Below are 20,617 nucleotides of genomic sequence, written 5' to 3' on the forward strand. Positions count from 1 at the left end.
GACATGGCCACCAAGAACGCCAAGACCGCGAAGGTCGTCAAGGTCGAGCTCCCCGACGAGATCTTCGACGTCGACGTCAGCATCCCGCTGATCCACCAGGTGGTCGTCGCGCAGCAGGCTGCCGCTCGGCAGGGCACGCACGCCACCAAGACTCGCGCCGACGTGCGCGGCGGTGGCCGCAAGCCCTACAAGCAGAAGGGCACCGGCCGCGCCCGCCAGGGCTCGACCCGCGCTCCGCAATTCGCCGGCGGTGGCGTCGTCCACGGCCCGCAGCCGCGTGACTACAGCCAGCGGACCCCCAAGAAGATGAAGGCCGCCGCGCTCCGCGGTGCCCTCACCGACCGGGCCCGCAACGGTCGGATCCACGTCGTCGAGGGCCTCGTCTCCGGTGACAAGCCGTCGACCAAGGCTGCTCTCACCGCGCTCGGCTCCCTGACCGACCGCACCAACTACCTCGTGGTCCTCGAGCGCACCGACACCGTCGCCTGGCTGTCGCTGCGCAACGCGCCCGAGGTGCACCTGGTCGCCGTCGACCAGCTGAACACCTACGACGTGCTCGCGAGCGACGACGTCGTGTTCAGCAAGGGCGCGTACGACGCGTTCGTCTCCGGCGCCGCCTACGGCAAGAAGACGGACTCGACTGGGTCGGCCGAGCCGACGAACCAGGAGGCAGACAAGTGAGCACCCTGCACAAGGACCACCGCGACGTCCTGATCGCACCGGTGGTGTCGGAGAAGAGCTACAGCCTCCTCGACGCCAACAAGTACACCTTCCTGGTGCACCCCGACGCCAACAAGACCGAGATCAAGATCGCGGTCGAGAAGATCTTCAACGTCAAGGTCACGTCGGTGAACACGCTCAACCGCCAGGGCAAGACGCGGCGGACCCGCTACGGCATCGGCAAGCGCAAGGACACCAAGCGCGCCATCGTCAGTCTCGCCGAGGGTCACCGCATCGACATCTTCGGAGGACCGAACTGATGGCAATCCGCAAGTACAAGCCGACCACGCCGGGCCGTCGCGGCTCCTCGGTGGCCGACTTCGTCGAGATCACCCGGACCACGCCGGAGAAGTCGCTGACCCGTCCGCTGCCCAAGAAGGGCGGCCGCAACAACCAGGGCCGGATCACCACCCGGCACCAGGGCGGTGGCCACAAGCGCGCCTACCGCATCATCGACTTCCGTCGCTACGACAAGGACGGCGTGCCGGCCAAGGTCGCGCACATCGAGTACGACCCGAACCGCACGGCTCGGATCGCGCTGCTGCACTACGCCGACGGCGAGAAGCGCTACATCATCGCGCCGAAGGACCTGGTCCAGGGCATGCGCGTCGAGTCCGGCGTCGGCTCCGACATCAAGCCCGGCAACAACCTGCCGCTGCGCAACATCCCGGTCGGCACGACCATCCACTGCGTGGAGCTGCGTCCCGGCGGCGGTGCCAAGATGGCCCGCTCCGCCGGCAACAGCGCCCAGCTCGTCGCCCGTGAGGGCTCGCGCGCCACGCTTCGGCTGCCCTCCGGCGAGATGCGCTTCGTCGACGTCCGCTGCCGCGCGACGGTGGGCGAGGTCGGCAACGCCGAGCAGTCCAACATCAACTGGGGCAAGGCCGGCCGGATGCGGTGGAAGGGCAAGCGCCCGACCGTCCGCGGTGTCGTGATGAACCCCGTCGACCACCCGCACGGCGGTGGCGAGGGCAAGACCTCCGGTGGTCGCCACCCGGTCTCGCCGTGGGGCAAGCCGGAGGGCCGCACGCGTCGTCGCAAGGCCTCCGACGCCCAGATCATCCGTCGTCGCAAGTCCGGCAAGGGTAGGAAGTAACTGAGATGCCTCGCAGCCTGAAGAAGGGCCCCTTCGTCGACGACCACCTCATGAAGAAGGTGGACGCCGAGAACGAGAAGGGCAGCCACAACGTCATCAAGACGTGGTCGCGCCGCTCGATGATCGTCCCCGCGATGATCGGTCACACGATCGCCGTCCACGACGGTCGCAAGCACGTGCCGGTGTTCGTGTCCGACTCCATGGTCGGTCACAAGCTGGGCGAGTTCGCCCCCACCCGCACCTACCGCGGTCACGTCAAGGAAGACCGGAAGGGACGTCGTCGATGACCACCACCGACCGCCGGCGCACCAGCGCCCGCCGCGAGACCCTGCTGGGTGACCAGCCGGGTGCCTTCGCGAGCGCGCGCTACGTCCGGATCACCCCGATGAAGGCCCGCCGGGTCGTCGACATGGTCCGCGGCCTGCCCGTGGACGAGGCTCAGTCGATCCTCGCCTTCACCCCCCAGGCCGCTGCCAAGACCGTCGGCAAGGTGCTCGCCAGCGCCGTCGCGAACGCCGAGACCACCGAGGGCCTGCCCACCGGCGACCTGGTCGTGTCCGTGGCGCACGTCGACGAGGGCCCCACGATGAAGCGGTGGCGTCCGCGTGCGCAGGGCCGGGCCACCCGGATCAACAAGCGCACCAGCCACATCACCATCGCCGTCCAGCCGGCCGATGTCGTCAAGAAGGCGGGTAAGTAATGGGCCAGAAGATCAACCCGAACGGCTTCCGTCTCGGCATCTCCACCGACCACAAGTCGCGGTGGTACGCCGACAAGCTGTACAAGGCATACGTCGGCGAGGACGTCGCGATCCGCAAGCTGCTCTCGAAGGGCATGGAGCGGGCCGGCATCTCCAAGGTCGAGATCGAGCGCACCCGTGACCGGGTCCGCGTCGACATCCACACCGCCCGGCCGGGCATCGTCATCGGCCGCCGCGGCGCGGAGGCCGACCGGATCCGCACCGAGCTCGAGAAGCTCACCGGCAAGCAGGTGCAGCTCAACATCCTCGAGGTCAAGAACCCCGAGGTCGACGCTCAGCTCGTCGCGCAGGGCGTGGCCGAGCAGCTGTCGGGCCGCGTCCAGTTCCGCCGTGCGATGCGCAAGGCCATGCAGACCTCGATGCGTTCGGGTGCCAAGGGCATCCGGATCCAGTGCTCGGGCCGCCTCAACGGCGCCGAGATGTCGCGCACCGAGTTCTACCGCGAGGGCCGCGTCCCGCTGCACACGCTGCGCGCCGACATCGACTACGGCTTCTACGAGGCCCGCACCACCTTCGGCCGGATCGGCGTGAAGGTCTGGATCTACAAGGGCGAGGTCGCCGGCACCCGTGCCGAGCGTCAGGCCCAGGCCGCTGCCCGCGCCGGTGTCCCCGGCCGCGGGGGCCGCCCCAGCCGCGGCGGTGACCGCCCGACCCGTGGGTCGCGCGGAGACCGTCCGACCCGCTCGGACCGCGAGTCCGCGCCCACGGGCGCCACGGACGCGCCGGCCGCCGAGCCGAGCACCGGAACGGAGTCCTGAGCCATGTTGATGCCGCGTCGCGTCAAGCACCGCAAGCAGCACCACCCGAAGCGTCGGGGTGCCGCCAAGGGTGGCACCACGCTCGCGTTCGGTGACTTCGGGATCCAGGCGGTCGAGGGTCACTACGTGACCAACCGGCAGATCGAGTCCGCACGTATCGCCATGACTCGTCACATCAAGCGTGGCGGCAAGGTGTGGATCAACATCTACCCGGACCGCCCGCTCACCAAGAAGCCGGCCGAGACCCGGATGGGTTCCGGCAAGGGCTCGCCCGAGTGGTGGGTCGCCAACGTCAAGCCCGGTCGCGTCATGTTCGAGCTGTCCGGTGTGCCGGAGGACATCGCCCGCGAGGCGATGCGCCGCGCCATCCACAAGCTGCCCATGAAGTGCCGCTTCGTCACCCGAGAGGCTGGTGAGTTCTGATGAGCCAGGACCTGAAGGCCCACGAGCTCGACGAGCTCAACGACGTCGACCTGGAGGCCAAGCTCCGCGAGGCCAAGGAGGAGCTGTTCAACCTCCGGTTCCAGGCGGCCACCGGCCAGCTGGAGTCGCACGGTCGGCTTCGCACGGTCAAGAAGGACATCGCCCGGATCTACACCGTGGTGCGCGAGCGCGAGCTCGGCATCCGGACCGCTCCGGGCTCCGAGGAGGAGAGCGCATGAGCGAGAAGCAGGGCGAGACCGTGGAGCGCAACTCGCGCAAGACCCGTGAGGGCCTGGTCGTGAGCGACAAGATGGACAAGACCGTGGTCGTCTCCGTCGAGGACCGTGTCAAGCACGCCCTCTACGGCAAGGTCATGCGACGCAACACCCGCCTCAAGGCGCACGACGAGCAGAACGAGTGCGGCGTCGGCGACCGCGTCCTGATCATGGAGACCCGGCCGCTGTCCGCTACCAAGCGTTGGCGCGTCGTCCGCGTCCTCGAGCGCGCGAAGTAACCCATCGAGTTCGGCAAGGCTCGTCACCCGCTGTGGCGGCGAGAACCGGCACGACATAGGAGAAACTGATGATTCAGCAGGAGTCGCGACTGAAGGTCGCCGACAACACCGGTGCCAAGGAGATCCTTTGCATCCGGGTTCTCGGCGGCTCGGGTCGTCGCTACGCCGGGATCGGCGACGTCATCGTCGCCACCGTCAAGGACGCGATCCCCGGCGGCAACGTCAAGAAGGGTGACGTCGTCAAGGCGGTCATCGTGCGCACCGTCAAGGAGCGCCGGCGGCCCGACGGCTCGTACATCCGCTTCGACGAGAACGCCGCGGTGATCCTCAAGAGCGACGGCGAGCCGCGCGGCACCCGCATCTTCGGCCCCGTAGGCCGTGAGCTGCGTGAGAAGAAGTTCATGAAGATCATCTCGCTCGCCCCGGAGGTGCTGTGATGGCCAACAGCCAGAAGAAGTCGCCGAAGATCTCCATCAAGAAGGGCGACACCGTCAAGGTGATCGCGGGCAAGGACAAGGGCGCCGAGGGCAAGGTCATCAAGGTGCTCCGTGAGGAGCAGCGGGTGATCGTCGAGGGCGTCAACCGGATCAAGAAGCACACCAAGGTCGTCAACCAGGGCGGTCGCGCCGGCAACACCGGCGGGATCATCACCACCGAGGCCCCCATCCACGTGTCCAACGTGATGCTGGTCGAGGGTGATGGCGTCACCCGGATCGCATACAAGCGGGTCGAGGTCACCAAGCGCCGCCCGGACGGCTCGGAGTACCCGTCGACGCGCAGCGTCCGGATCTCCCGCAAGACGGGGAAGGAAATCTGATGAGCGAGACCACTGACGCTCCGGTCGCCGAGCGGGTCACCCCGCGCCTGAAGACCAGGTACCGCGAGGAGATCCTCCCCGCGCTCCGGTCGGAGTTCGAGATCGCCAACGTCATGCAGGTGCCCGGCCTGACCAAGATCGTGGTCAACATGGGTGTCGGCGAGGCTGCCCGCGACTCGAAGCTGATCGAGGGCGCGATCCGCGACCTGACGGCGATCACCGGCCAGAAGCCGGCCGTCACGAAGGCCCGCAAGTCGATCGCCCAGTTCAAGCTGCGCGAGGGCATGCCGATCGGCACGCACGTCACGCTGCGGGGCGACCGGATGTGGGAGTTCCTCGACCGGCTGCTGACGCTGGCGCTGCCGCGCATCCGTGACTTCCGTGGCCTCAGCCCGAAGCAGTTCGACGGCAAGGGCAACTACACGTTCGGCCTCACCGAGCAGGTCATGTTCCACGAGATCGACCAGGACAAGGTCGACCGGCAGCGGGGCATGGACATCACGATCGTCACCACCGCCACCAACGACGAGCAGGGACGGGCGCTTCTCAAGCAGCTCGGGTTCCCGTTCAAGGAGAACTGAGAGATATGGCGAAGACTGCGCTCAAGGTCAAGGCCGCGCGCAAGCCCAAGTTCGCGGTGCGTGGCTACACCCGTTGCCAGCGCTGCGGGCGCCCCAAGGCGGTCTACCGCAAGTTCGGCCTGTGCCGGATCTGCCTGCGGGAGATGGCCCACCGGGGCGAGCTGCCCGGCGTCACCAAGTCGAGCTGGTAATCACCACTAACAGCTGAAGGTCCGCTCCTCACCCCCGGGTGCGGGCGGAAACCGCAGCAGAAGGAAAACACAAACCATGACGATGACCGACCCGATCGCAGACATGCTCACTCGTCTGCGCAACGCCAACCAGGCGTACCACGACGCGGTGGCGATGCCGTACAGCAAGCTGAAGCAGGGCGTCGCGGAGATCCTCAAGCAGGAGGGGTACATCACCTCCTTCGACGTGGCCGACAACGAGAACGGCGTCGGCAAGACGCTGACGATCACGCTCAAGTACGGCCGCAACCGTGAGCGCTCCATTGCCGGCGTCCGCCGGATCAGCAAGCCGGGCCTCCGGGTCTACGCCAAGCACACGGGCCTCCCGAAGGTGCTCGGCGGCCTGGGTGTCGCGATCATCTCGACGAGCCAGGGCCTGCTGACCGACCGGCAGGCCAACCAGAAGGGCGTGGGTGGGGAAGTCCTCGCCTACGTCTGGTGACGAGACCAGGAAGAGAGGAATAGCAATGTCGCGCATTGGCAAGCTCCCCGTCCCGGTCCCGTCCGGCGTCGACGTGGCGCTCGATGGCCCCGTGGTGACGGTGAAGGGCCCCAAGGGGACCCTGACCCACACGGTCGCCGACCCGATCGTCGTCGAGCGCAGCGACGAGGGCGGCTCCGTCGTCCTCGACGTCAAGCGTCCGAACGACGAGCGGATCAGCAAGTCGCTCCACGGACTGACTCGCACCCTGATCAACAACATGGTCGTGGGCGTGACCGAGGGCTACGAGAAGAAGCTGGAGATCGTGGGCGTCGGCTACCGCGTCCTGTCCAAGGGCCCGACCCAGCTGGAGTTCCAGCTCGGCTACTCGCACCCGATCGTCTTCGACGCGCCGGAGGGCATCACCTTCACCGTCGACGGTCCGACCAAGCTGGGCGTCCTCGGCATCGACAAGCAGCAGGTCGGCGAGGTCGCCGCCAACATCCGCAAGCTCCGCAAGCCCGAGCCGTACAAGGGCAAGGGCGTCCGGTACGCCGGCGAGCATGTCCGCCGCAAGGTCGGAAAGGCTGGTAAGTGACCATGGCCATCACACTCAAGCACCAGCGGCACCTCTCGGCGCGCGCCAAGTCGCGGCTGCGCCGGCAGATCAGGGGCCGCAAGAAGATCTCCGGCACCGCCGAGCGTCCGCGCCTGGTGGTGACCCGGTCGAGCAAGCACATCACCGTCCAGGTCGTCGACGACCTGGTGGGCAAGACCCTGGTCTCTGCCTCCACCATGGAGGGCGACCTGCGGTCGTTCGATGGCGACAAGACCGCCAAGGCGAAGAAGGTCGGCGAGCTCGTTGCCGTCCGTGCCAAGGAGCTCGGTGTCGACTCGGTCGTCTTCGACCGGGCCGGCAACAAGTACCACGGTCGCATCGCGGCCCTGGCCGACGGCGCCCGCGCCGGTGGCCTGACCTTCTGATCGCGATAGCAAGGACTGAGGAGAAATCATGAGCGGACCCCAGCGCGGACAGCGTTCCGGTGGCGACCGCGGACGCGGCGGTCGCGACGACCGTCGCGGCGGCGCGGACAAGAGCCAGTACGTCGAGCGGGTCGTCGCGATCAACCGCGTCGCCAAGGTCGTGAAGGGTGGTCGTCGCTTCAGCTTCACCGCCCTCGTGGTCGTCGGCGACGGTGACGGACTGGTCGGCGTCGGCTACGGCAAGGCCAAGGAGGTGCCCGCGGCGATCGCCAAGGGTGTCGAGGAGGCGAAGAAGAACTTCTTCCGCGTCCCCCGGATCCAGGGCACCATCCCCCACCCGGTGCAGGGCGAGAAGGCGGCAGGCGTCGTCTTCCTGCGTCCGGCCGCACCCGGTACCGGTGTGATCGCCGGCGGCCCGGTGCGCGCCGTACTCGAGTGCGCCGGCATCCACGACGTGCTCAGCAAGTCGCTGGGCTCGTCCAACCAGATCAACATCGTGCACGCGACCGTTGCGGCGCTGCAGCTGCTGGAGATGCCCGAGACCGTGGCCTCCCGCCGTGGCCTCCCGGTCGAGGACGTCGCCCCGTCGGCGCTCCTCAAGGCCAAGGCGCTGGGCGAGGCCGAGGCTGCTGCCGCCAAGGCAGCGGCGGGGGTGACCTCCTGATGGCTCAGCTCAAGGTCCAGCAGAAGAAGTCGTCGATCGGCTGCAAGCAGAACCAGCGCGAGACGCTGCGAACGCTTGGTCTCAAGCGGATCGGTGACGTCGTCGTCAAGGAGGACCGCCCGGAGATCCGCGGCATGGTCCAGACCGTCCGTCACCTGGTGACGGTCGAAGAGGTGAAGTGAAATGACGCTCAAGCTGCATCACCTGCGCCCGGCGCCGGGGGCCAAGAAGGCCAAGGTCCGGGTCGGCCGCGGTGAGGGTTCCAAGGGCAAGACCGCGGGTCGCGGCACCAAGGGCACGAAGGCCCGCAACCAGGTGCCCGTGTCCTTCGAGGGTGGGCAGATGCCGATCCACATGCGGCTGCCGAAGCTCAAGGGCTTCAAGAACCCCTTCAAGGTCACCTACCAGGTCGTCAACCTCGACAAGATCAGCGCGCTCTTCCCGGACGGCGGCGACGTCACCCCGGAGCAGCTCGTGGCTCGTGGCGCGGTCCGCAAGGGCGAGCCCGTCAAGGTGCTCGGCCAGGGCCGGCTGTCGGTCAAGGTCGCGGTGAGCGCCAACGCCTTCTCGGCCTCCGCCAAGGAGAAGATCGAGGGCGCCGGCGGTAGCGTCACCGTCCTGTGACGAACTCGTGAGATGAGGCGCGGTCGACCTGGTCAGCAGGTCGGCCGCGCCTTTCTCGCTCCCTGTTAGGCTTCCCGACGGCCCTCAGGTGTCGACGGCCCCGTGAGAAAGAGGACCCTCAGTGCTCAGCGCGTTCGTGAACGCATTCCGGACTCCGGACCTGCGGCGCAAGCTGCTGTTCGTCCTGTTCATCATCTTCGTCTTCCGGCTGGGCTCCCAGATCCCGGCCCCCGGCGTGAACGTCGCCAACGTCCAGCACTGCCTCGGCGACGAGGCCAACAACACCGGCATCTACAACCTGATCAACCTGTTCTCCGGCGGCGCGCTGCTGCAGCTGACCGTCTTCGCGCTCGGGATCATGCCGTACATCACGGCAAGCATCATCCTGCAGCTGCTGGTCGTCGTGATCCCGCGGCTGGAGGCCCTCAAGAAGGAGGGCCAGGCCGGCCAGACCAAGATCACGCAGTACACGCGCTACCTGACGCTCGGTCTCGCGCTGCTCCAGGCCACCGGCATCGTCGCGCTCGCGCGCACCGGCACCCTGCTCCAGAACTGCGACACCGAGACCTACCCGCTGCTGCACGAGGACAACACCACGACCTTCCTGGTCATGGTCACGACCATGACCGCCGGCACCGCGGTGATCATGTGGCTCGGCGAGCAGATCACCGAGCGCGGCATCGGCAACGGCATGTCGATCCTGATCTTCACGCAGGTCGTCGCGACCTTCCCGGCCGCCCTGTGGTCGGTCGGCAAGACCCGCGGCTGGTGGACCTTCGGCATCGTCATCGCGATCGGACTCGTGATCGTGGCCGGCGTCATCTTCATCGAACAGGCGCAACGCCGGATCCCGGTCCAGTACGCCCGCCGGATGGTGGGCCGCAAGATGTTCGGCGGCAGCTCGACGTACATCCCGTTGAAGGTCAACCAGGCCGGCATCATCCCCGTCATCTTCGCGTCGTCGCTGCTCTACCTGCCGGCGATGGCAGTCCAGTTCAACCAGACGAGCGACTCCGCCTGGGTGAGGTTCGTCGCCGACTACTTCGTCGTCGGTGACCACCCGCTCTACATGGCGACGTACTTCCTGCTCATCATCTTCTTCACCTACTTCTACGTGTCGATCACCTTCAACCCACAAGAGGTGGCAGACAACATGAAGAAGTACGGCGGCTTCATCCCCGGAATCCGGGCGGGCAAGCCGACCCAGGACTACCTGTCCTACGTCCTCTCCCGCATCACGCTGCCGGGGGCTCTCTACCTGGGTCTGATCTCGCTTATCCCGCTGATCGCGCTGGTGTTGATCGAGGCTAATCAGAACTTCCCGTTCGGCGGCACGTCCATCCTGATCATGGTGGGCGTCGCGCTCGACACGGTGAAGCAGATCGAGAGCCAGCTCCAGCAGCGCAACTACGAAGGATTCCTTCGATGAGGCTGATTCTCATGGGCCCCCCGGGCGCCGGCAAAGGCACCCAGGCCAAGTTCATCGCCGACCACTTCGGGGTCCCGGCGATCTCGACCGGCGACATCTTCCGTGCCAACGTCTCCCAGGGCACGCCCCTCGGCGTCGAGGCGAAGCGGTACATGGAGGCGGGTGAGTACGTCCCCGACGAGGTCACCAACCAGATGGTGCGCAACCGCATCTCCGAGCCCGACGCGGACCCGGGCTTCCTGCTCGACGGCTACCCGCGGACGCTGGCCCAGGTCGAGGAGCTCGACGCGATGATCGCCGACACCGGCCACCAGCTGGACGCGGTCGTCGTCATCAAGGCCGACTCCGACGAGCTGGTCCAGCGGTTGCTGGCCCGCTCCGAGATCGAAGGTCGCGCCGACGACAGCGAAGAGGTCATCCGGCGCCGCCAGGAGATCTACCTCGCCGAGACCGAGCCGCTCATCGCCGTCTACCTGCAGCGTGGCCTTGTCCACGAGATCGACGGCATGGGCGAGGTCGAAGAGGTCACGAAGCGGATCTTCGAGGCGCTCGACCAGATCGACCAGAGCTAGTCCGTCGACCGACGTTGTTCGGCTCGAGCCTGGAGATCAAAGCTCCTGACCAGATCCTGCTGATGCGGGAGGCGGGACTGGTGGTCGCCGACGCCCTGGCAGCGGTCCGTGACGCCGTCCGGCCCGGGGTCACGACGGCCGAGCTCGACCGGATCGCGGACGAGCTGATCCGGGCGCGGGGGGCGCGGCCGTCGTTCCTCGGCTACGGCGTCCCGCCGTTCCCGGCCACGATCTGCGCGTCGGTCAACGACGCGGTCGTGCACGGGATCCCGGGTGGGCAGGTGCTGGCCGAGGGCGACGTCGTCTCCATCGACTGCGGGGCGATCGTGGCCGACGACTCCGGGCAGGGCTGGCACGGCGATGCCGCGATCACCGTCGCCGTCGGTGCCGCCCCGGCCGAGGTGACCGAGCTGATGCGGGTCACCGAGGAGGCGCTCTGGCAGGGCATCGCCGCGGCCAGGCCGGGTGGCCGGGTCGGCGACATCTCGCACGCCATCGAGCGCTACGTGCGCGCGGAAGGCGGCTACGGGATCGTCGAGGACTACACCGGGCACGGCATCGGTACCGAGATGCACCTGCCGCCCGACGTACCCAACTACGGGCGGGCCGGTCGCGGACCCCGGCTCAAGCACGGCCTCGCGCTCGCCGTCGAGCCGATGCTGACCCTCGGCACCCATGCGACCGAGGTGGCTGCCGACGAGTGGACCGTGGTCACCGCCGACGGGTCGGTCGCGGCCCACTTCGAGCACACGTTCGCGCTCACCGACGACGGTGTGTGGGTCCTCACGGCCCACGATGGCGGCCGGGCGGACCTCGAGCGGCTGGGTGCGCCGTACGGCGGCCCCACGTGACTCCCGAACGGCCCGTCTTATCATCGAGCATGGCCCTGCCCCCGCGTCCGCTGCTGTTCGCCTCCGGCGAGGACGCCTACCTCGCCGACCGGGTGCTGCGCACCTGGATCACGCCTGACGGAGCCGACCCGGGCTGGGCCGACCAGGTCGTCGCCGAGCTGCAGCCGGGGGAGCGGGCGATCGGCGCACTGTCGTTCGCAGCCGGTGCGCCAGGCATCCTGCACCAGGTCATCGGCTCCGAGCGGCCGCTGCGCCGTCCCGTGTCGACCCCCCGCGAGCGCGCCTCCGAGGTACGCGAGTTCCCGACCGCTGAGACCTACGCCGGCATGGTCCGCGCCGTGCTCGACAAGATTGAGGCCGGCGTGGTCCGCAAGGTCGTCATCGGCCGCTGCCTCGACGTGACCAGCGACCCCCCGCTCGAGCCCGCCGAGGTGATCGACCGGCTGCTGGTGACCCGGCCGGGTCGCTACGTCTTCTCGGTGCCGTTGACAGAGTCTCTCGACGACGGCCCGCTGCTCGTGGGTGCGAGCCCCGAGCTTCTCGTCAGCCGCGAGGGCGACCGGATCTCCTGCACGCCGTTGGCCGGCTCGGTGCCGCGGTCGGCCGATCCCGACGAGGACGGCCGCCGCGCCGCCGCACTGCGCGAGTCGGACAAGGACCTCGCCGAGCACGCGTTCGTCGTCGACGCCATCGTGCACGCGCTCAAGGAGGTGTGCGTCGACGTCGAGCCGCCGACCGGCCCGACCCTGCTCGCGACCGACACCGTCTGGCACCTCGCCTCCCCGATCACGGCGAGGCTCGAGGACCCCGCGAGCGGACCCAGCGCGCTCCGCCTCGCACAGATGCTGCACCCGACCCCGGCAGTCGGCGGAGTGCCGGCCGCGGCCGCCGCCGAGGCGATCGCCGACATCGAGGGCGACCTGCGCGACTACTTCGCCGGCTGTGTCGGCTGGGTCGACGGCACCGGCGACGGGGTCTTCGCGATCACCATCCGCGCCGCCGTGATCGACGGCGCTCGGATGCGGCTCTTCGCCGGCGCCGGCGTCGTCGCCGGCTCCGACCCCGCCTCCGAGGTCCGGGAGACCGGCGCCAAGCTGGAGACGATGAGGCGCGTGGCCGGCCTGTAACCGCGCGCTTCGCGCGCGGTCTTTTCCGCGCTTCGCGCGGGTTTGGGTTGGTGGGTTGTCGCCTGGTGGGTGTGGCGGGCGTGGCCGGTTGGGGGCGGTGCGGGGCATGGGCCCCGACGGGCTGCAAACCGTGGCCTGCCGGCCGGACCCACCCATCGGGCCGGATGCCCCATGGCATGGGACAGCCGGATGAGGTTCCTGCGACAGGGGCGATCAGCACAAGCCGGCAGGCCCCGACTTGCCCGCCGGGCCCCACGCCCCGCACCGCGCCAAGGCGGCCGCGCCCGCCACACCCACGGCTCGAGGTTCGGGGAGGATGAGGTTCACCCATGTCCTCCGGGTCGGCGCCCTGGCAGGAACGGACCCACCACGGGGTCGGTCGTCCTCTCCCACACGAGCGGCCGGTCCGACACAGGGAAACCCACCCACCCCGAGCCCCCTGAGCCGTGGGAGTGGCGGGCGGTGCGGTGGCCGGTGCGGAGCGGGACCCCGGGCGGGCAAGTCGGGGCCTGCCGGCCTCTCTTCGTCTGCCCTGTCGCAGGAACGGCATCCACCCTTTCCCATGACACGGGACGTCCAGCCCGTGTCACATCCAGGCCGGCAGGCCACGGTTTGCAGCCCGCTCGGGGTCTCGCCCCGCACCGGAAGCCACCGCACCGCCCGCCACACCCACCCAGGCGACGACCCACCAACCCACCCCCCGCGCGAAGCGCGGAAAACCCGGCGCGTAGCGCCGGGAACGACCGGCCCGGACCACATCTGCCTCGGCGGTGTCCGCGAGGAGATGGCGATGCGGGAGCCCGCCGGGGGCTGTGGAAGGATGACTTCACCAGAGGGGAGTATTCCTCCGCTGCGTTCTCGTCAGTACGGTCGGACCTACGGGTTCGGGCCCGGGAGCGCAGGTCGCCGGTCGGTGGCGGAAGAGACCTCGGGCGACCGGCCGACCCCCGATCACCGAGAGGCTCTCAGTGGACGTCACCACCCTGGAATGGACCATCACGATCGCCGCCACCATCGGCGTGCTGTTGTTCGACGTCATCGTCATCGCCCGCGACCCGCGCGAGCCCTCGATGAGGGAGTGCGCGGTTGCGCTCAGCTTCTACATCGGTGCGGCGCTGGCGTTCGGACTCTTCGTGTGGCTCCACCACGGCCAGGACTACGGCATCGAGTTCTACACCGGCTGGCTGACGGAGTACTCGTTGTCGATCGACAACCTCTTCGTCTTCATCATCCTGATGGCGGCGCTCAAGGTGCCCAGGAAGTACCAGCAGGAGGCGCTGCTCGTCGGCATCGTGCTCGCGCTGATCTTCCGCGGCATCTTCATTGCGCTCGGCTACGCCCTCATCGAGAACTTCAGCTGGGTGTTCTACATCTTCGGGGCATTCCTGGTCTACACGGCCTACGGGCTGGTGAAGTCGTACCGCACCCATGAGGACGAGCACCCCGAGGACAACGTGGCGGTGCGGTTCGCCCGCAGCCACCTGAAGGTCGGCGAGTCGTACCACGGGCTGAAGCTCTGGTACCACGAGAACGGCGTCCGCCTCGTGTCGCCGATCGTGATCGTGATCATCGCGCTCGGCGTCACCGACATCCTGTTCGCGCTGGACTCGATCCCGGCGATCTTCGGGATCACCCAGGAGCCGTACCTCGTCTTCACGGCGAACGTGTTCGCCCTGATGGGCCTCCGGCAGCTCTACTTCCTGCTCGGCGGACTCCTGCAGCGGCTGGTCTACCTCTCCCTGGGCCTGGCGTTCATCCTCGCGTTCATCGGCGTGAAGCTGGTGCTGCACGCCCTGCACGAGAACGAGCTGCCCTTCATCAACGACGGTCACCACGTGACGGCCGCCCCGGAGATCTCGTCTCTGGTCAGTCTCGGCGTCATCATCGCGACGCTGGTCCTGACCGCCGTCGCCAGCCTGGCCAAGTCCGCCAAGGACGACCGCGAGGCCGAGGCCGTGGCGAGCGATCTCGACGACACCCCGGGCGCGGACTGGAAGGACTGACCCGCCCCAGGCTGGGCACCGTTAGGGTTCTGCTGCACTTCCCGCTTCCAGACTCCCGACGAGGCCCATGACGAACGCACCCAGCCGTCACGCCGGCCGACCGCACCTGCGGGTGGAGTCGGCCGGGATGACGAGGACGTACGACGGCGACCGCGTGCTGATCGGTCGCGAGGCCGACTGCCAGGTCGTCGTCAGCGAGCCCAGCGCGTCGCGGCACCACGCCGTCGTGCAGCGCGAGGGTGACGGCTGGATCGTGGTCGACACCAGCAGCAACGGGACGTTCGTGCGAGGTCAGCGGATCGACCGGATGGCCGTGCCGGTGAACCCGCTGAGCCTCCACGTGGGCGGTCCGGCGGGCGAGGCAGTGGTCGTCAGCCTGGTCGATGTTCCCGCCCCGGGGCCGGCGTCGCGACCCGTCCGGCCTCCTCAGCAACCCGCTGCCACGAGCCCGCCTCCGCCGTACCAGCCTCCCTCGAAACAGCCGTCGTCGCCGGACTCCGAGTGGTGGCGCAACCTGCCGCCGCCCCAGCTGCCGGCGGGCGCGGCGCCGGCGGACGCCTGGCAGCCGCAGGAGGTGGTCCCGCCCGGCCAGCTGCCGCACAACCAGTCGGTCGTGCTCCCGCAGCAGGTCGCCGCAGGGAAAGCGCTCACCATCGGCCGCGGCCAGGACAACGCCGTCGTCCTCGATGATCCGCTCGTCAGCCGGCACCATGCCGTGCTCCAGCCCGGCGGTCCCGGGCAGCCGGCCGTCCTGCAGGACCTCGGCAGCTTCAACGGCACCTTCGTCAACGGCCGCAAGGTCGAGGGGTCGGCGCAGCTCGCGGTGGGCGCCGAGGTGATCTTCGGCAACCAGACGTTCCGCTGGGACGGCACCCAGTTGCTGGCGTCCGCGACGACCCACGAGTTCACGCTGTACGCGGACGGCCTGACCACCGTCCTCCCGGACGGACGGCAGCTGCTCCAGCACGCGTCGTTCAAGCTCCGGCCGTCGAGCCTGACCGCGGTGATCGGTCCGTCCGGTGCCGGCAAGTCGACGCTTCTCGGTGCCCTCACCGGCCTCCGGCCCGCGACGCACGGACGGGTCATCTGGCAGGGGCACGACCTCTACGCCCACTACGACCAGCTCCGGTTCCAGATCGGACTGGTGCCGCAGCAGGACATCCAGCACCCGCAGCTCAAGGTGCGCCAGGCGCTCCGGTTCGCCGCCCAGCTCCGGCTCCCACCTGACACCAGCAGGCCCGAGCAGGACGCCCGGGTGCACCAGGTCGCCGACCAGCTCCAGCTGACGTCGCGGCTCGACAACCGGATCGGCACCCAGCTCTCGGGCGGCCAGAAGAAGCGGGTGTCGATCGCTACAGAGCTGCTCACCGCACCGCCGCTGCTGTTCCTCGACGAGCCGACGTCCGGGCTCGACCCGGGACTCGACCTCGAGGTGATGAAGCAGCTCCGTGGCCTCGCCGACGGCGGCCGGGTGGTCATGGTCGTCACCCACTCCGTGCTGGCGCTCGACGTCTGCGACGACGTCATGGTGCTCGCGCCGGGTGGCCGGATCGCGTACTTCGGACCACCGTCGGGCGTGCTCGCCCACTTCGGTTGCGCCAGCTATCCGGAGGTCTTCGACCTCCTCGACGACCCCAACCTCTGGCAGCGGATCCCCGCACCGGCCCCGCTCGCGGCGACGACCGGCGCGCTGCCACCGCCCACCGCGGGCGTACCGGCCCCGCCTCGTCAGTCGCTCGGCCGCCAGCTGTCGACACTGGTCCGCCGCAACGCCGCGGTCGTCGTCTCGGACCGGCTGCTCCTCGGCATGTTGCTCCTGCTGCCGCTGATCCTGGGCGGGCTCAGCCGGCTGGTGCCCGGCTCGAGCGGCCTCTCGCTCGACGACACCCGACGCTGTCCCGGTCAGACCGAGCGGATCGGCGACGGGATGTGCCAGGCCTTCCAAGGGGAGACGCCGGTCGGCCCGCCCGTCCGGATGATCTTCGACCCGGGCGAGGCGACCCAGCGACTGATCGTGCTCCTGGTCGCCGCCTGCCTGATGGGCACCGCGATCGCCATCCGGGAGCTGGTGGGGGAGCGGCCGATCTTCCGCCGGGAGTACGCCGTAGGGCTGTCGCCCGGGGTCTACTTCCTCAGCAAGGTGCTGGTGCTCGGCACCGCGGCGTTCGTCCAGGGTCTCCTGGTCACGTTCATCGCCGTCGTCGGCCTGCCGGGCGCCGACGGCCAGCTGGGCACGCTGCGGGTCGCGTTCACGATCGGTGCGCTCGCGTTCACCATGGCGGTCGTGGGGCTGGCGCTGTCGGCCCTCGTGACGAGCACCGAGCAGACGATGCCGACCCTCGTCGGCGTCATCATGATCCAGCTCGTGCTCTCCGGGTCTCTGTTCGCGATCGCCGGCCGGCCGGTCCTCGAGCAGGTCGCCTGGCTCTCCCCCTCCCGGTGGGGCTACGCCGCCTGTGCGTCGGCGATGGGACTGGTCCGCGGCCAGGTGGACCGCGAGGACGAGGACTGGATCGCGCTCGCCGGCGCCGGTCACTACTTCATGGACCTCGCTGTGCTCGGCTTCCTCGGCGCGGTCGCGTTCGGCATCGGCATGTGGCTCACCTACCGCAGCGCTACGGAGGACTGATCCGGATTGCGCGAGCGCGTCGCACCATCGTGCGGCACCGCACGGGCCATCGCTCCGCTCGACCCGCGGGCACCGCACGATGCGGGTTTCGCCCGCGGTGCGCCACGCTGCCGCGCGACCAGCCGGCGGGCTGGGAATGTCCCGGGCGCTCGCAGTCTTGTTATTGGAGATGCCATCTCCCGTCCTCTCCGTCCTCGACCTGGTCCCGGTCCGCTCCGACCAGACGTCCGCCGACGCCGTCGCCGCCTCCATCGAGCTCGCGCGCACGGCCGACCGGCTCGGGTTCCGCCGCTACTGGGTCGCCGAGCACCACAACATGCCGGCGGTCGCCGCCACCAACCCGCCGGTCCTCGTCGGACTGCTGGCCGGGCGGACCTCGCGGATCAGGGTCGGTTCCGGCGGGGTGATGCTCCCCAACCACGCCCCGCTCGTCGTCGCCGAGCAGTTCGCGCTTCTCGAAGCGGCCTTCCCGGGCCGGATCGATCTCGGCATCGGCCGGGCACCGGGCACCGACCCGGTCACGTCGTGGGCGCTGCGGCACGGTGCCGGCGGTGTCAGCGACGAGGCGGTCAACCGGTTCCCTGAGTACGTCGACAACGTGCTCGCGATGATGGAGCCGGACGGCGTCGGCCTCGCGCTGCGTGGCCGCACCCACGTGCTGAAGGCGACCCCGTCGGCCGGGTCGGTCCCGCAGATCTGGTTGCTCGGCTCGTCCGACTACTCCGCCCGGCTCGCGGCCGAGAAAGGGATGCCCTACGTCTTCGCCCACCACTTCTCCGGGTCGGGCACGGCCGAGGCGCTGGATCTCTACCGCAGCACCTTCCGCCCCTCGCCCGAGCTCGAGGCGCCGCGCACCTTCCTCACGGTCAACGCCGCGGTCGCGGACTCGGTCGACGAGGCCGAGCGGCTGGCTCTTCCGCAGCTGCTGCAGATGGTCGCGCTCCGCACCGGGCAGCCGCTGACCGCCCAGCGCCTGGTCGAGGACGCCGAGAAGGATGTCGCCGACGGACTGCCGGAGTCGCACCAGAGCCTGATCGACGCCATGCGGCGCCGCTGGGTGATCGGCGACGCGGACGGTGCTCTGGCGGAGATCGAGCGGCTGGCGGCGTCGTACGACGTCGACGAGGTGATGGTGCACCCGGTCGCGGGCGCCGTGGCCGGCACCGATCCGGGCAGCGCGCCGGCCCGGGTGCGGACCCTTGAGCTGCTCGGGAGCTGAGCACCGCTAGCCTGCGCGGCGTGGTGCGCTCGATGCTCGCGGCCGGTGCAGCCGCCCTGTTCCTCTCCGCGTGCTCGGGTGACGACGGATCCGCGAGTGGCGGGACGGACGACCCGGAGCCGATCGACGACGTCTGCGCGCTCCTCCCGCCGGAGGACGCCACGCGTATCGTCGGGGCGAGCTACCTGCGCGCCCGTGAGCCCGCCCCGGACCTGCCGTTCCGGCTCTGCTCCTACCGGCAGTCCGAGGACGAGGCGCCGTTCACCCTGACCGTCAGTGCCGGGGAAGGGGACCTCGACCAGGTCGTGCGGGGCCTCGAGATGTACGGCGAGGTGAGCGAGCAGCCGATCGACGTACCCGGCGCCGACGACGCGGTCGTCCTCTCCACCGACGACGGCGACCTGGCGATCGAGCAGGTGGCCGCCGAGGCGGACGGCAACGCGTACGTGGTGACCTTCGGTGGCTCGACCGAGGTCGCCGTCCGGCTACTGTCGGCGACGCTCGGCGAGGACGCCGTCGACCACTCGGGTGCGCCGGTGCCCGACGTGTGTGTGCTTGATCCGCAGGTCACCTCCGTCCTGGGGCGCCGGGCCGAGCGGGAAGCCGGCCCGGCGGAGGAGGCGTGGTCCTCGTGTTCCTGGGAGACCGGCACGGGCACCAGCGCGACCCTCAGCACGGCCCGCGACGCCGGCGACCTGGACCGCTACCTCGCCGAGCACGGGTACGTCCCCGAGGGCGTCACGCTCCAGCCGATCCAGGTGCCGGGGGCCGACGCCGCGTTGCTGGTCCGGGGCCCTGCCGCTACGGTGAGCCAGGCATCCGGCCTGGCCCAGGTCGGGCCCGTGATCTACGAGGTCGAGGTCGACGATCCCGCGACCGGCCGAGCGGCCGAGATCGCTCGCGAGCTGCTTGCCGCCGCGATTGGGAGTTCGTGAACAGATTCCACTAAACTGGCGTGTCGGCCCAACGTGGGTCTACGTCGTCATGCTCGCGGCTGCCCGTCGGAGTCAAGTACTCAGCGGGTTTTGAGCGCGGCGATGTGGCTGCACGAGGTCCACCGGCTCCGCTTCCGGGCGGAGCAGGAGGTTCCCGGGCCACCGGAAGACGAACCCAACCTGAAGGACGGCATGGCGAAAAAAGAAGGCGTCATCGAGATGGAGGGCTCCGTTGTGGAGGCCCTTCCTAACGCGATGTTCCGCGTCGAGCTGAGCAACGGCCACAAGGTCCTTGCTCACATCAGCGGAAAGATGCGCCAGCACTACATCCGGATCCTCCCCGAGGACCGGGTCGTCGTGGAGCTTTCGCCGTACGACCTTTCCCGGGGCCGGATCGTCTACCGCTACAAGTAACGAACCGCCGCAACCAAGAAAGGGCTGACATGAAGGTCAACCCGAGCGTCAAGCCGATCTGTGACAAGTGCAAGGTGATCCGTCGCCACGGCCGAGTCATGGTGATCTGTGAAAACCCGCGCCACAAGCAGCGCCAGGGCTGATTTGAACGGGCCGAGCGTGTCTCCGCAACTAGGTGGAGGAAGCAAGCTTCCGAAAGAGTTGCTCCCGACACGCTGCCGGCCGGAGTTGGATCGGTCAGGGCCCGGCGCACACAACTGAATAACCTCTGCAGCGTGATCGCACTTCCGTCTTACGACGGGAGCCACCGTCGGAACTGAGGCCGGCGCCGTCCTTCGGACGGGAGCATCACGCACGACACCTCAGTGGAATCCCAAGGAGAAACGCCAAACATGGCACGTCTCGTCGGAGTCGACCTGCCGCGCGACAAGCGCATCGAGGTCGCACTCACCTACATCTACGGCATCGGCCGTACCCGCGCCCAGAAGCTGCTGGAAGCCACCGGGGTCAGCCCCGACCTGCGCGTCCACGAGCTGGGTGATGAAGAGCTGGTCAAGCTTCGCGACGCCATCGACGGCGCGGACATCAAGATCGAGGGTGACCTCCGTCGCGAGGTCCAAGCCGACATCCGTCGCAAGATCGAGATCGGCAGCTACCAGGGTCGCCGCCACCGCCAGGGCCTTCCGGTCCGCGGTCAGCGCACCAAGACCAACGCTCGTACCCGCAAGGGCCCGAAGCGCACGGTTGCCGGCAAGAAGAAGGCCAAGTGATCTGAACAGTCGCTGCCTCCGGGCACCGCACTGTCTGCAGTCACTGGCACACCGACCAGCTTTCTCAAGGAGTTAA

At 69.0% G+C, this 20,617-nt stretch carries 30 protein-coding genes; all 30 read left to right on the plus strand.

The genetic code is table 11. The features are described 5' to 3' along the window. Nucleotides 1-3 precede the first annotated feature (3 nt). The 30 genes from rplD (at nucleotide 4) to rpsM (ending at nucleotide 20,541) form a co-directional block, all read left to right on the plus strand. A complete protein-coding gene (gene rplD, locus SHK19_RS04185; RefSeq protein WP_322456757.1) occupies nucleotides 4-681 on the plus strand; it encodes a 50S ribosomal protein L4 in 678 nt (225 codons plus the stop codon). Next, nucleotides 678-980: a 50S ribosomal protein L23 gene (gene rplW / locus SHK19_RS04190; RefSeq protein ID WP_322456756.1), complete on the plus strand. Its 303-nt coding sequence runs from the start codon at nucleotides 678-680 to the stop codon at nucleotides 978-980. The genes rplD and rplW overlap by 4 nt, the downstream gene beginning before the upstream one ends. Then, a complete protein-coding gene (rplB, locus tag SHK19_RS04195; RefSeq protein ID WP_322456755.1) occupies nucleotides 980-1,816 on the plus strand; it encodes a 50S ribosomal protein L2 in 837 nt (278 codons plus the stop codon). Before rplW ends, rplB begins: the two co-directional genes overlap by 1 nt. A gap of 5 nt (nucleotides 1,817-1,821) precedes the next feature. Continuing rightward, complete coding sequence (gene rpsS, locus SHK19_RS04200) at nucleotides 1,822-2,103, plus strand: 30S ribosomal protein S19 (RefSeq protein WP_109694766.1); 282 nt, start codon at nucleotides 1,822-1,824, stop codon at nucleotides 2,101-2,103. Next, nucleotides 2,100-2,516, plus strand: coding sequence for a 50S ribosomal protein L22 (gene rplV, locus SHK19_RS04205; RefSeq protein ID WP_322456754.1), 417 nt, complete (start codon nucleotides 2,100-2,102; stop codon nucleotides 2,514-2,516). Before rpsS ends, rplV begins: the two co-directional genes overlap by 4 nt. Next, a complete protein-coding gene (gene rpsC / locus SHK19_RS04210; RefSeq protein ID WP_322456753.1) occupies nucleotides 2,516-3,334 on the plus strand; it encodes a 30S ribosomal protein S3 in 819 nt (272 codons plus the stop codon). Before rplV ends, rpsC begins: the two co-directional genes overlap by 1 nt. Before the next feature lie 3 nt (nucleotides 3,335-3,337). Further along, complete coding sequence (rplP, locus tag SHK19_RS04215; protein WP_322456752.1) at nucleotides 3,338-3,757, plus strand: 50S ribosomal protein L16; 420 nt, start codon at nucleotides 3,338-3,340, stop codon at nucleotides 3,755-3,757. Next, nucleotides 3,757-3,996 carry a 50S ribosomal protein L29 gene (gene rpmC, locus SHK19_RS04220; protein ID WP_322456751.1) on the plus strand — a complete coding sequence of 80 codons (240 nt, stop codon included), beginning with the start codon at nucleotides 3,757-3,759 and terminating at the stop codon, nucleotides 3,994-3,996. Before rplP ends, rpmC begins: the two co-directional genes overlap by 1 nt. After that, nucleotides 3,993-4,271, plus strand: a complete 279-nt coding sequence (gene rpsQ / locus SHK19_RS04225; RefSeq protein WP_322456750.1) for a 30S ribosomal protein S17 — start codon at nucleotides 3,993-3,995, stop codon at nucleotides 4,269-4,271. The genes rpmC and rpsQ overlap by 4 nt, the downstream gene beginning before the upstream one ends. A 68-nt stretch (nucleotides 4,272-4,339) precedes the next feature. Beyond that, the gene (rplN, locus tag SHK19_RS04230) at nucleotides 4,340-4,708 is read left to right on the plus strand and encodes a 50S ribosomal protein L14 (RefSeq protein ID WP_157341741.1); all 369 of its coding nucleotides are present in this window, start codon (nucleotides 4,340-4,342) and stop codon (nucleotides 4,706-4,708) included. After that, nucleotides 4,708-5,088, plus strand: a complete 381-nt coding sequence (rplX, locus tag SHK19_RS04235; protein WP_322456749.1) for a 50S ribosomal protein L24 — start codon at nucleotides 4,708-4,710, stop codon at nucleotides 5,086-5,088. The genes rplN and rplX overlap by 1 nt, the downstream gene beginning before the upstream one ends. Beyond that, nucleotides 5,088-5,669 (plus strand): 50S ribosomal protein L5, encoded by a 582-nt coding sequence (gene rplE / locus SHK19_RS04240; RefSeq protein ID WP_322456748.1) that lies wholly within the window; start codon nucleotides 5,088-5,090, stop codon nucleotides 5,667-5,669. The genes rplX and rplE overlap by 1 nt, the downstream gene beginning before the upstream one ends. 5 nt (nucleotides 5,670-5,674) lie before the next feature. Then, nucleotides 5,675-5,860, plus strand: a complete 186-nt coding sequence (locus SHK19_RS04245) for a type Z 30S ribosomal protein S14 (protein WP_011757321.1) — start codon at nucleotides 5,675-5,677, stop codon at nucleotides 5,858-5,860. A gap of 76 nt (nucleotides 5,861-5,936) precedes the next feature. Next, nucleotides 5,937-6,341, plus strand: a complete 405-nt coding sequence (rpsH, locus tag SHK19_RS04250) for a 30S ribosomal protein S8 (RefSeq protein ID WP_322456747.1) — start codon at nucleotides 5,937-5,939, stop codon at nucleotides 6,339-6,341. Between the two features lie 25 nt (nucleotides 6,342-6,366). Next, on the plus strand, nucleotides 6,367-6,918 hold the full coding sequence (rplF, locus tag SHK19_RS04255; protein ID WP_322456746.1) for a 50S ribosomal protein L6: 552 nt from the start codon (nucleotides 6,367-6,369) through the stop codon (nucleotides 6,916-6,918). A gap of 2 nt (nucleotides 6,919-6,920) precedes the next feature. Beyond that, nucleotides 6,921-7,304, plus strand: a complete 384-nt coding sequence (rplR, locus tag SHK19_RS04260; RefSeq protein WP_322456745.1) for a 50S ribosomal protein L18 — start codon at nucleotides 6,921-6,923, stop codon at nucleotides 7,302-7,304. Nucleotides 7,305-7,332: 28 nt separating this feature from the next. Further along, nucleotides 7,333-7,968 (plus strand): 30S ribosomal protein S5, encoded by a 636-nt coding sequence (gene rpsE, locus SHK19_RS04265; protein ID WP_322456744.1) that lies wholly within the window; start codon nucleotides 7,333-7,335, stop codon nucleotides 7,966-7,968. Next, on the plus strand, nucleotides 7,968-8,150 hold the full coding sequence (rpmD, locus tag SHK19_RS04270) for a 50S ribosomal protein L30 (RefSeq protein WP_322456743.1): 183 nt from the start codon (nucleotides 7,968-7,970) through the stop codon (nucleotides 8,148-8,150). Before rpsE ends, rpmD begins: the two co-directional genes overlap by 1 nt. Before the next feature lies 1 nt (nucleotide 8,151). Further along, nucleotides 8,152-8,592, plus strand: coding sequence for a 50S ribosomal protein L15 (gene rplO, locus SHK19_RS04275; protein ID WP_322456742.1), 441 nt, complete (start codon nucleotides 8,152-8,154; stop codon nucleotides 8,590-8,592). Nucleotides 8,593-8,713: 121 nt separating this feature from the next. Further along, nucleotides 8,714-10,021 carry a preprotein translocase subunit SecY gene (secY, locus tag SHK19_RS04280; RefSeq protein ID WP_322456741.1) on the plus strand — a complete coding sequence of 436 codons (1,308 nt, stop codon included), beginning with the start codon at nucleotides 8,714-8,716 and terminating at the stop codon, nucleotides 10,019-10,021. Continuing rightward, nucleotides 10,018-10,593: an adenylate kinase gene (locus tag SHK19_RS04285; RefSeq protein ID WP_322456740.1), complete on the plus strand. Its 576-nt coding sequence runs from the start codon at nucleotides 10,018-10,020 to the stop codon at nucleotides 10,591-10,593. The genes secY and SHK19_RS04285 overlap by 4 nt, the downstream gene beginning before the upstream one ends. A 14-nt stretch (nucleotides 10,594-10,607) precedes the next feature. Continuing rightward, nucleotides 10,608-11,444, plus strand: coding sequence for a type I methionyl aminopeptidase (gene map, locus SHK19_RS04290; RefSeq protein WP_322456739.1), 837 nt, complete (start codon nucleotides 10,608-10,610; stop codon nucleotides 11,442-11,444). A 29-nt stretch (nucleotides 11,445-11,473) separates the two neighbouring features. Continuing rightward, nucleotides 11,474-12,571, plus strand: a complete 1,098-nt coding sequence (locus tag SHK19_RS04295) for an isochorismate synthase (protein WP_322456738.1) — start codon at nucleotides 11,474-11,476, stop codon at nucleotides 12,569-12,571. Between the two features lie 968 nt (nucleotides 12,572-13,539). Then, on the plus strand, nucleotides 13,540-14,574 hold the full coding sequence (locus tag SHK19_RS04300; RefSeq protein WP_322456737.1) for a TerC family protein: 1,035 nt from the start codon (nucleotides 13,540-13,542) through the stop codon (nucleotides 14,572-14,574). Nucleotides 14,575-14,641: 67 nt separating this feature from the next. After that, the gene (locus SHK19_RS04305) at nucleotides 14,642-17,203 is read left to right on the plus strand and encodes an FHA domain-containing protein (protein ID WP_322456736.1); all 2,562 of its coding nucleotides are present in this window, start codon (nucleotides 14,642-14,644) and stop codon (nucleotides 17,201-17,203) included. A 169-nt stretch (nucleotides 17,204-17,372) separates the two neighbouring features. Further along, entirely contained in the window at nucleotides 17,373-18,422 is a 1,050-nt protein-coding gene (locus SHK19_RS04310) for an LLM class flavin-dependent oxidoreductase (RefSeq protein ID WP_322456735.1), read from the plus strand. 20 nt (nucleotides 18,423-18,442) lie between these two features. After that, nucleotides 18,443-19,357: a hypothetical protein gene (locus SHK19_RS04315; RefSeq protein ID WP_322937935.1), complete on the plus strand. Its 915-nt coding sequence runs from the start codon at nucleotides 18,443-18,445 to the stop codon at nucleotides 19,355-19,357. Between the two features lie 192 nt (nucleotides 19,358-19,549). Next, nucleotides 19,550-19,771, plus strand: coding sequence for a translation initiation factor IF-1 (infA, locus tag SHK19_RS04320; RefSeq protein ID WP_028656368.1), 222 nt, complete (start codon nucleotides 19,550-19,552; stop codon nucleotides 19,769-19,771). Between the two features lie 29 nt (nucleotides 19,772-19,800). Beyond that, entirely contained in the window at nucleotides 19,801-19,914 is a 114-nt protein-coding gene (gene rpmJ / locus SHK19_RS04325) for a 50S ribosomal protein L36 (protein ID WP_004008316.1), read from the plus strand. Between the two features lie 249 nt (nucleotides 19,915-20,163). Then, the gene (rpsM, locus tag SHK19_RS04330; protein ID WP_118925179.1) at nucleotides 20,164-20,541 is read left to right on the plus strand and encodes a 30S ribosomal protein S13; all 378 of its coding nucleotides are present in this window, start codon (nucleotides 20,164-20,166) and stop codon (nucleotides 20,539-20,541) included. Nucleotides 20,542-20,617: the final 76 nt, after the last annotated feature.

This window comes from Nocardioides bizhenqiangii (genome assembly GCF_034661235.1).
GTDB classification, from domain to species: Bacteria; Actinomycetota; Actinomycetes; order Propionibacteriales; family Nocardioidaceae; genus Nocardioides; species Nocardioides bizhenqiangii.

Bases quoted from the DNA above. Each gene is read 5' to 3' on its own strand.
- rplD (WP_322456757.1), top strand. From the start codon at position 4: ATGGCCACCAAGAACGCCAAGACCGCGAAGGTCGTCAAGGTCGAGCTC.
- rplB (WP_322456755.1), top strand. From the start codon at position 980: ATGGCAATCCGCAAGTACAAGCCGACCACGCCGGGCCGTCGCGGCTCC.
- rpsS (WP_109694766.1), top strand. From the start codon at position 1,822: ATGCCTCGCAGCCTGAAGAAGGGCCCCTTCGTCGACGACCACCTCATG.
- rplV (WP_322456754.1), top strand. From the start codon at position 2,100: ATGACCACCACCGACCGCCGGCGCACCAGCGCCCGCCGCGAGACCCTG.
- rpsC (WP_322456753.1), top strand. From the start codon at position 2,516: ATGGGCCAGAAGATCAACCCGAACGGCTTCCGTCTCGGCATCTCCACC.
- rplP (WP_322456752.1), top strand. From the start codon at position 3,338: ATGTTGATGCCGCGTCGCGTCAAGCACCGCAAGCAGCACCACCCGAAG.
- rpmC (WP_322456751.1), top strand. From the start codon at position 3,757: ATGAGCCAGGACCTGAAGGCCCACGAGCTCGACGAGCTCAACGACGTC.
- rpsQ (WP_322456750.1), top strand. From the start codon at position 3,993: ATGAGCGAGAAGCAGGGCGAGACCGTGGAGCGCAACTCGCGCAAGACC.
- rplN (WP_157341741.1), top strand. From the start codon at position 4,340: ATGATTCAGCAGGAGTCGCGACTGAAGGTCGCCGACAACACCGGTGCC.
- rplX (WP_322456749.1), top strand. From the start codon at position 4,708: ATGGCCAACAGCCAGAAGAAGTCGCCGAAGATCTCCATCAAGAAGGGC.
- rplE (WP_322456748.1), top strand. From the start codon at position 5,088: ATGAGCGAGACCACTGACGCTCCGGTCGCCGAGCGGGTCACCCCGCGC.
- SHK19_RS04245 (WP_011757321.1), top strand. From the start codon at position 5,675: ATGGCGAAGACTGCGCTCAAGGTCAAGGCCGCGCGCAAGCCCAAGTTC.
- rpsH (WP_322456747.1), top strand. From the start codon at position 5,937: ATGACGATGACCGACCCGATCGCAGACATGCTCACTCGTCTGCGCAAC.
- rplF (WP_322456746.1), top strand. From the start codon at position 6,367: ATGTCGCGCATTGGCAAGCTCCCCGTCCCGGTCCCGTCCGGCGTCGAC.
- rplR (WP_322456745.1), top strand. From the start codon at position 6,921: ATGGCCATCACACTCAAGCACCAGCGGCACCTCTCGGCGCGCGCCAAG.
- rpsE (WP_322456744.1), top strand. From the start codon at position 7,333: ATGAGCGGACCCCAGCGCGGACAGCGTTCCGGTGGCGACCGCGGACGC.
- rpmD (WP_322456743.1), top strand. From the start codon at position 7,968: ATGGCTCAGCTCAAGGTCCAGCAGAAGAAGTCGTCGATCGGCTGCAAG.
- rplO (WP_322456742.1), top strand. From the start codon at position 8,152: ATGACGCTCAAGCTGCATCACCTGCGCCCGGCGCCGGGGGCCAAGAAG.
- SHK19_RS04285 (WP_322456740.1), top strand. From the start codon at position 10,018: ATGAGGCTGATTCTCATGGGCCCCCCGGGCGCCGGCAAAGGCACCCAG.
- SHK19_RS04295 (WP_322456738.1), top strand. From the start codon at position 11,474: ATGGCCCTGCCCCCGCGTCCGCTGCTGTTCGCCTCCGGCGAGGACGCC.
- SHK19_RS04305 (WP_322456736.1), top strand. From the start codon at position 14,642: ATGACGAACGCACCCAGCCGTCACGCCGGCCGACCGCACCTGCGGGTG.
- SHK19_RS04310 (WP_322456735.1), top strand. From the start codon at position 17,373: ATGCCATCTCCCGTCCTCTCCGTCCTCGACCTGGTCCCGGTCCGCTCC.
- infA (WP_028656368.1), top strand. From the start codon at position 19,550: ATGGCGAAAAAAGAAGGCGTCATCGAGATGGAGGGCTCCGTTGTGGAG.
- rpmJ (WP_004008316.1), top strand. From the start codon at position 19,801: ATGAAGGTCAACCCGAGCGTCAAGCCGATCTGTGACAAGTGCAAGGTG.
- rpsM (WP_118925179.1), top strand. From the start codon at position 20,164: ATGGCACGTCTCGTCGGAGTCGACCTGCCGCGCGACAAGCGCATCGAG.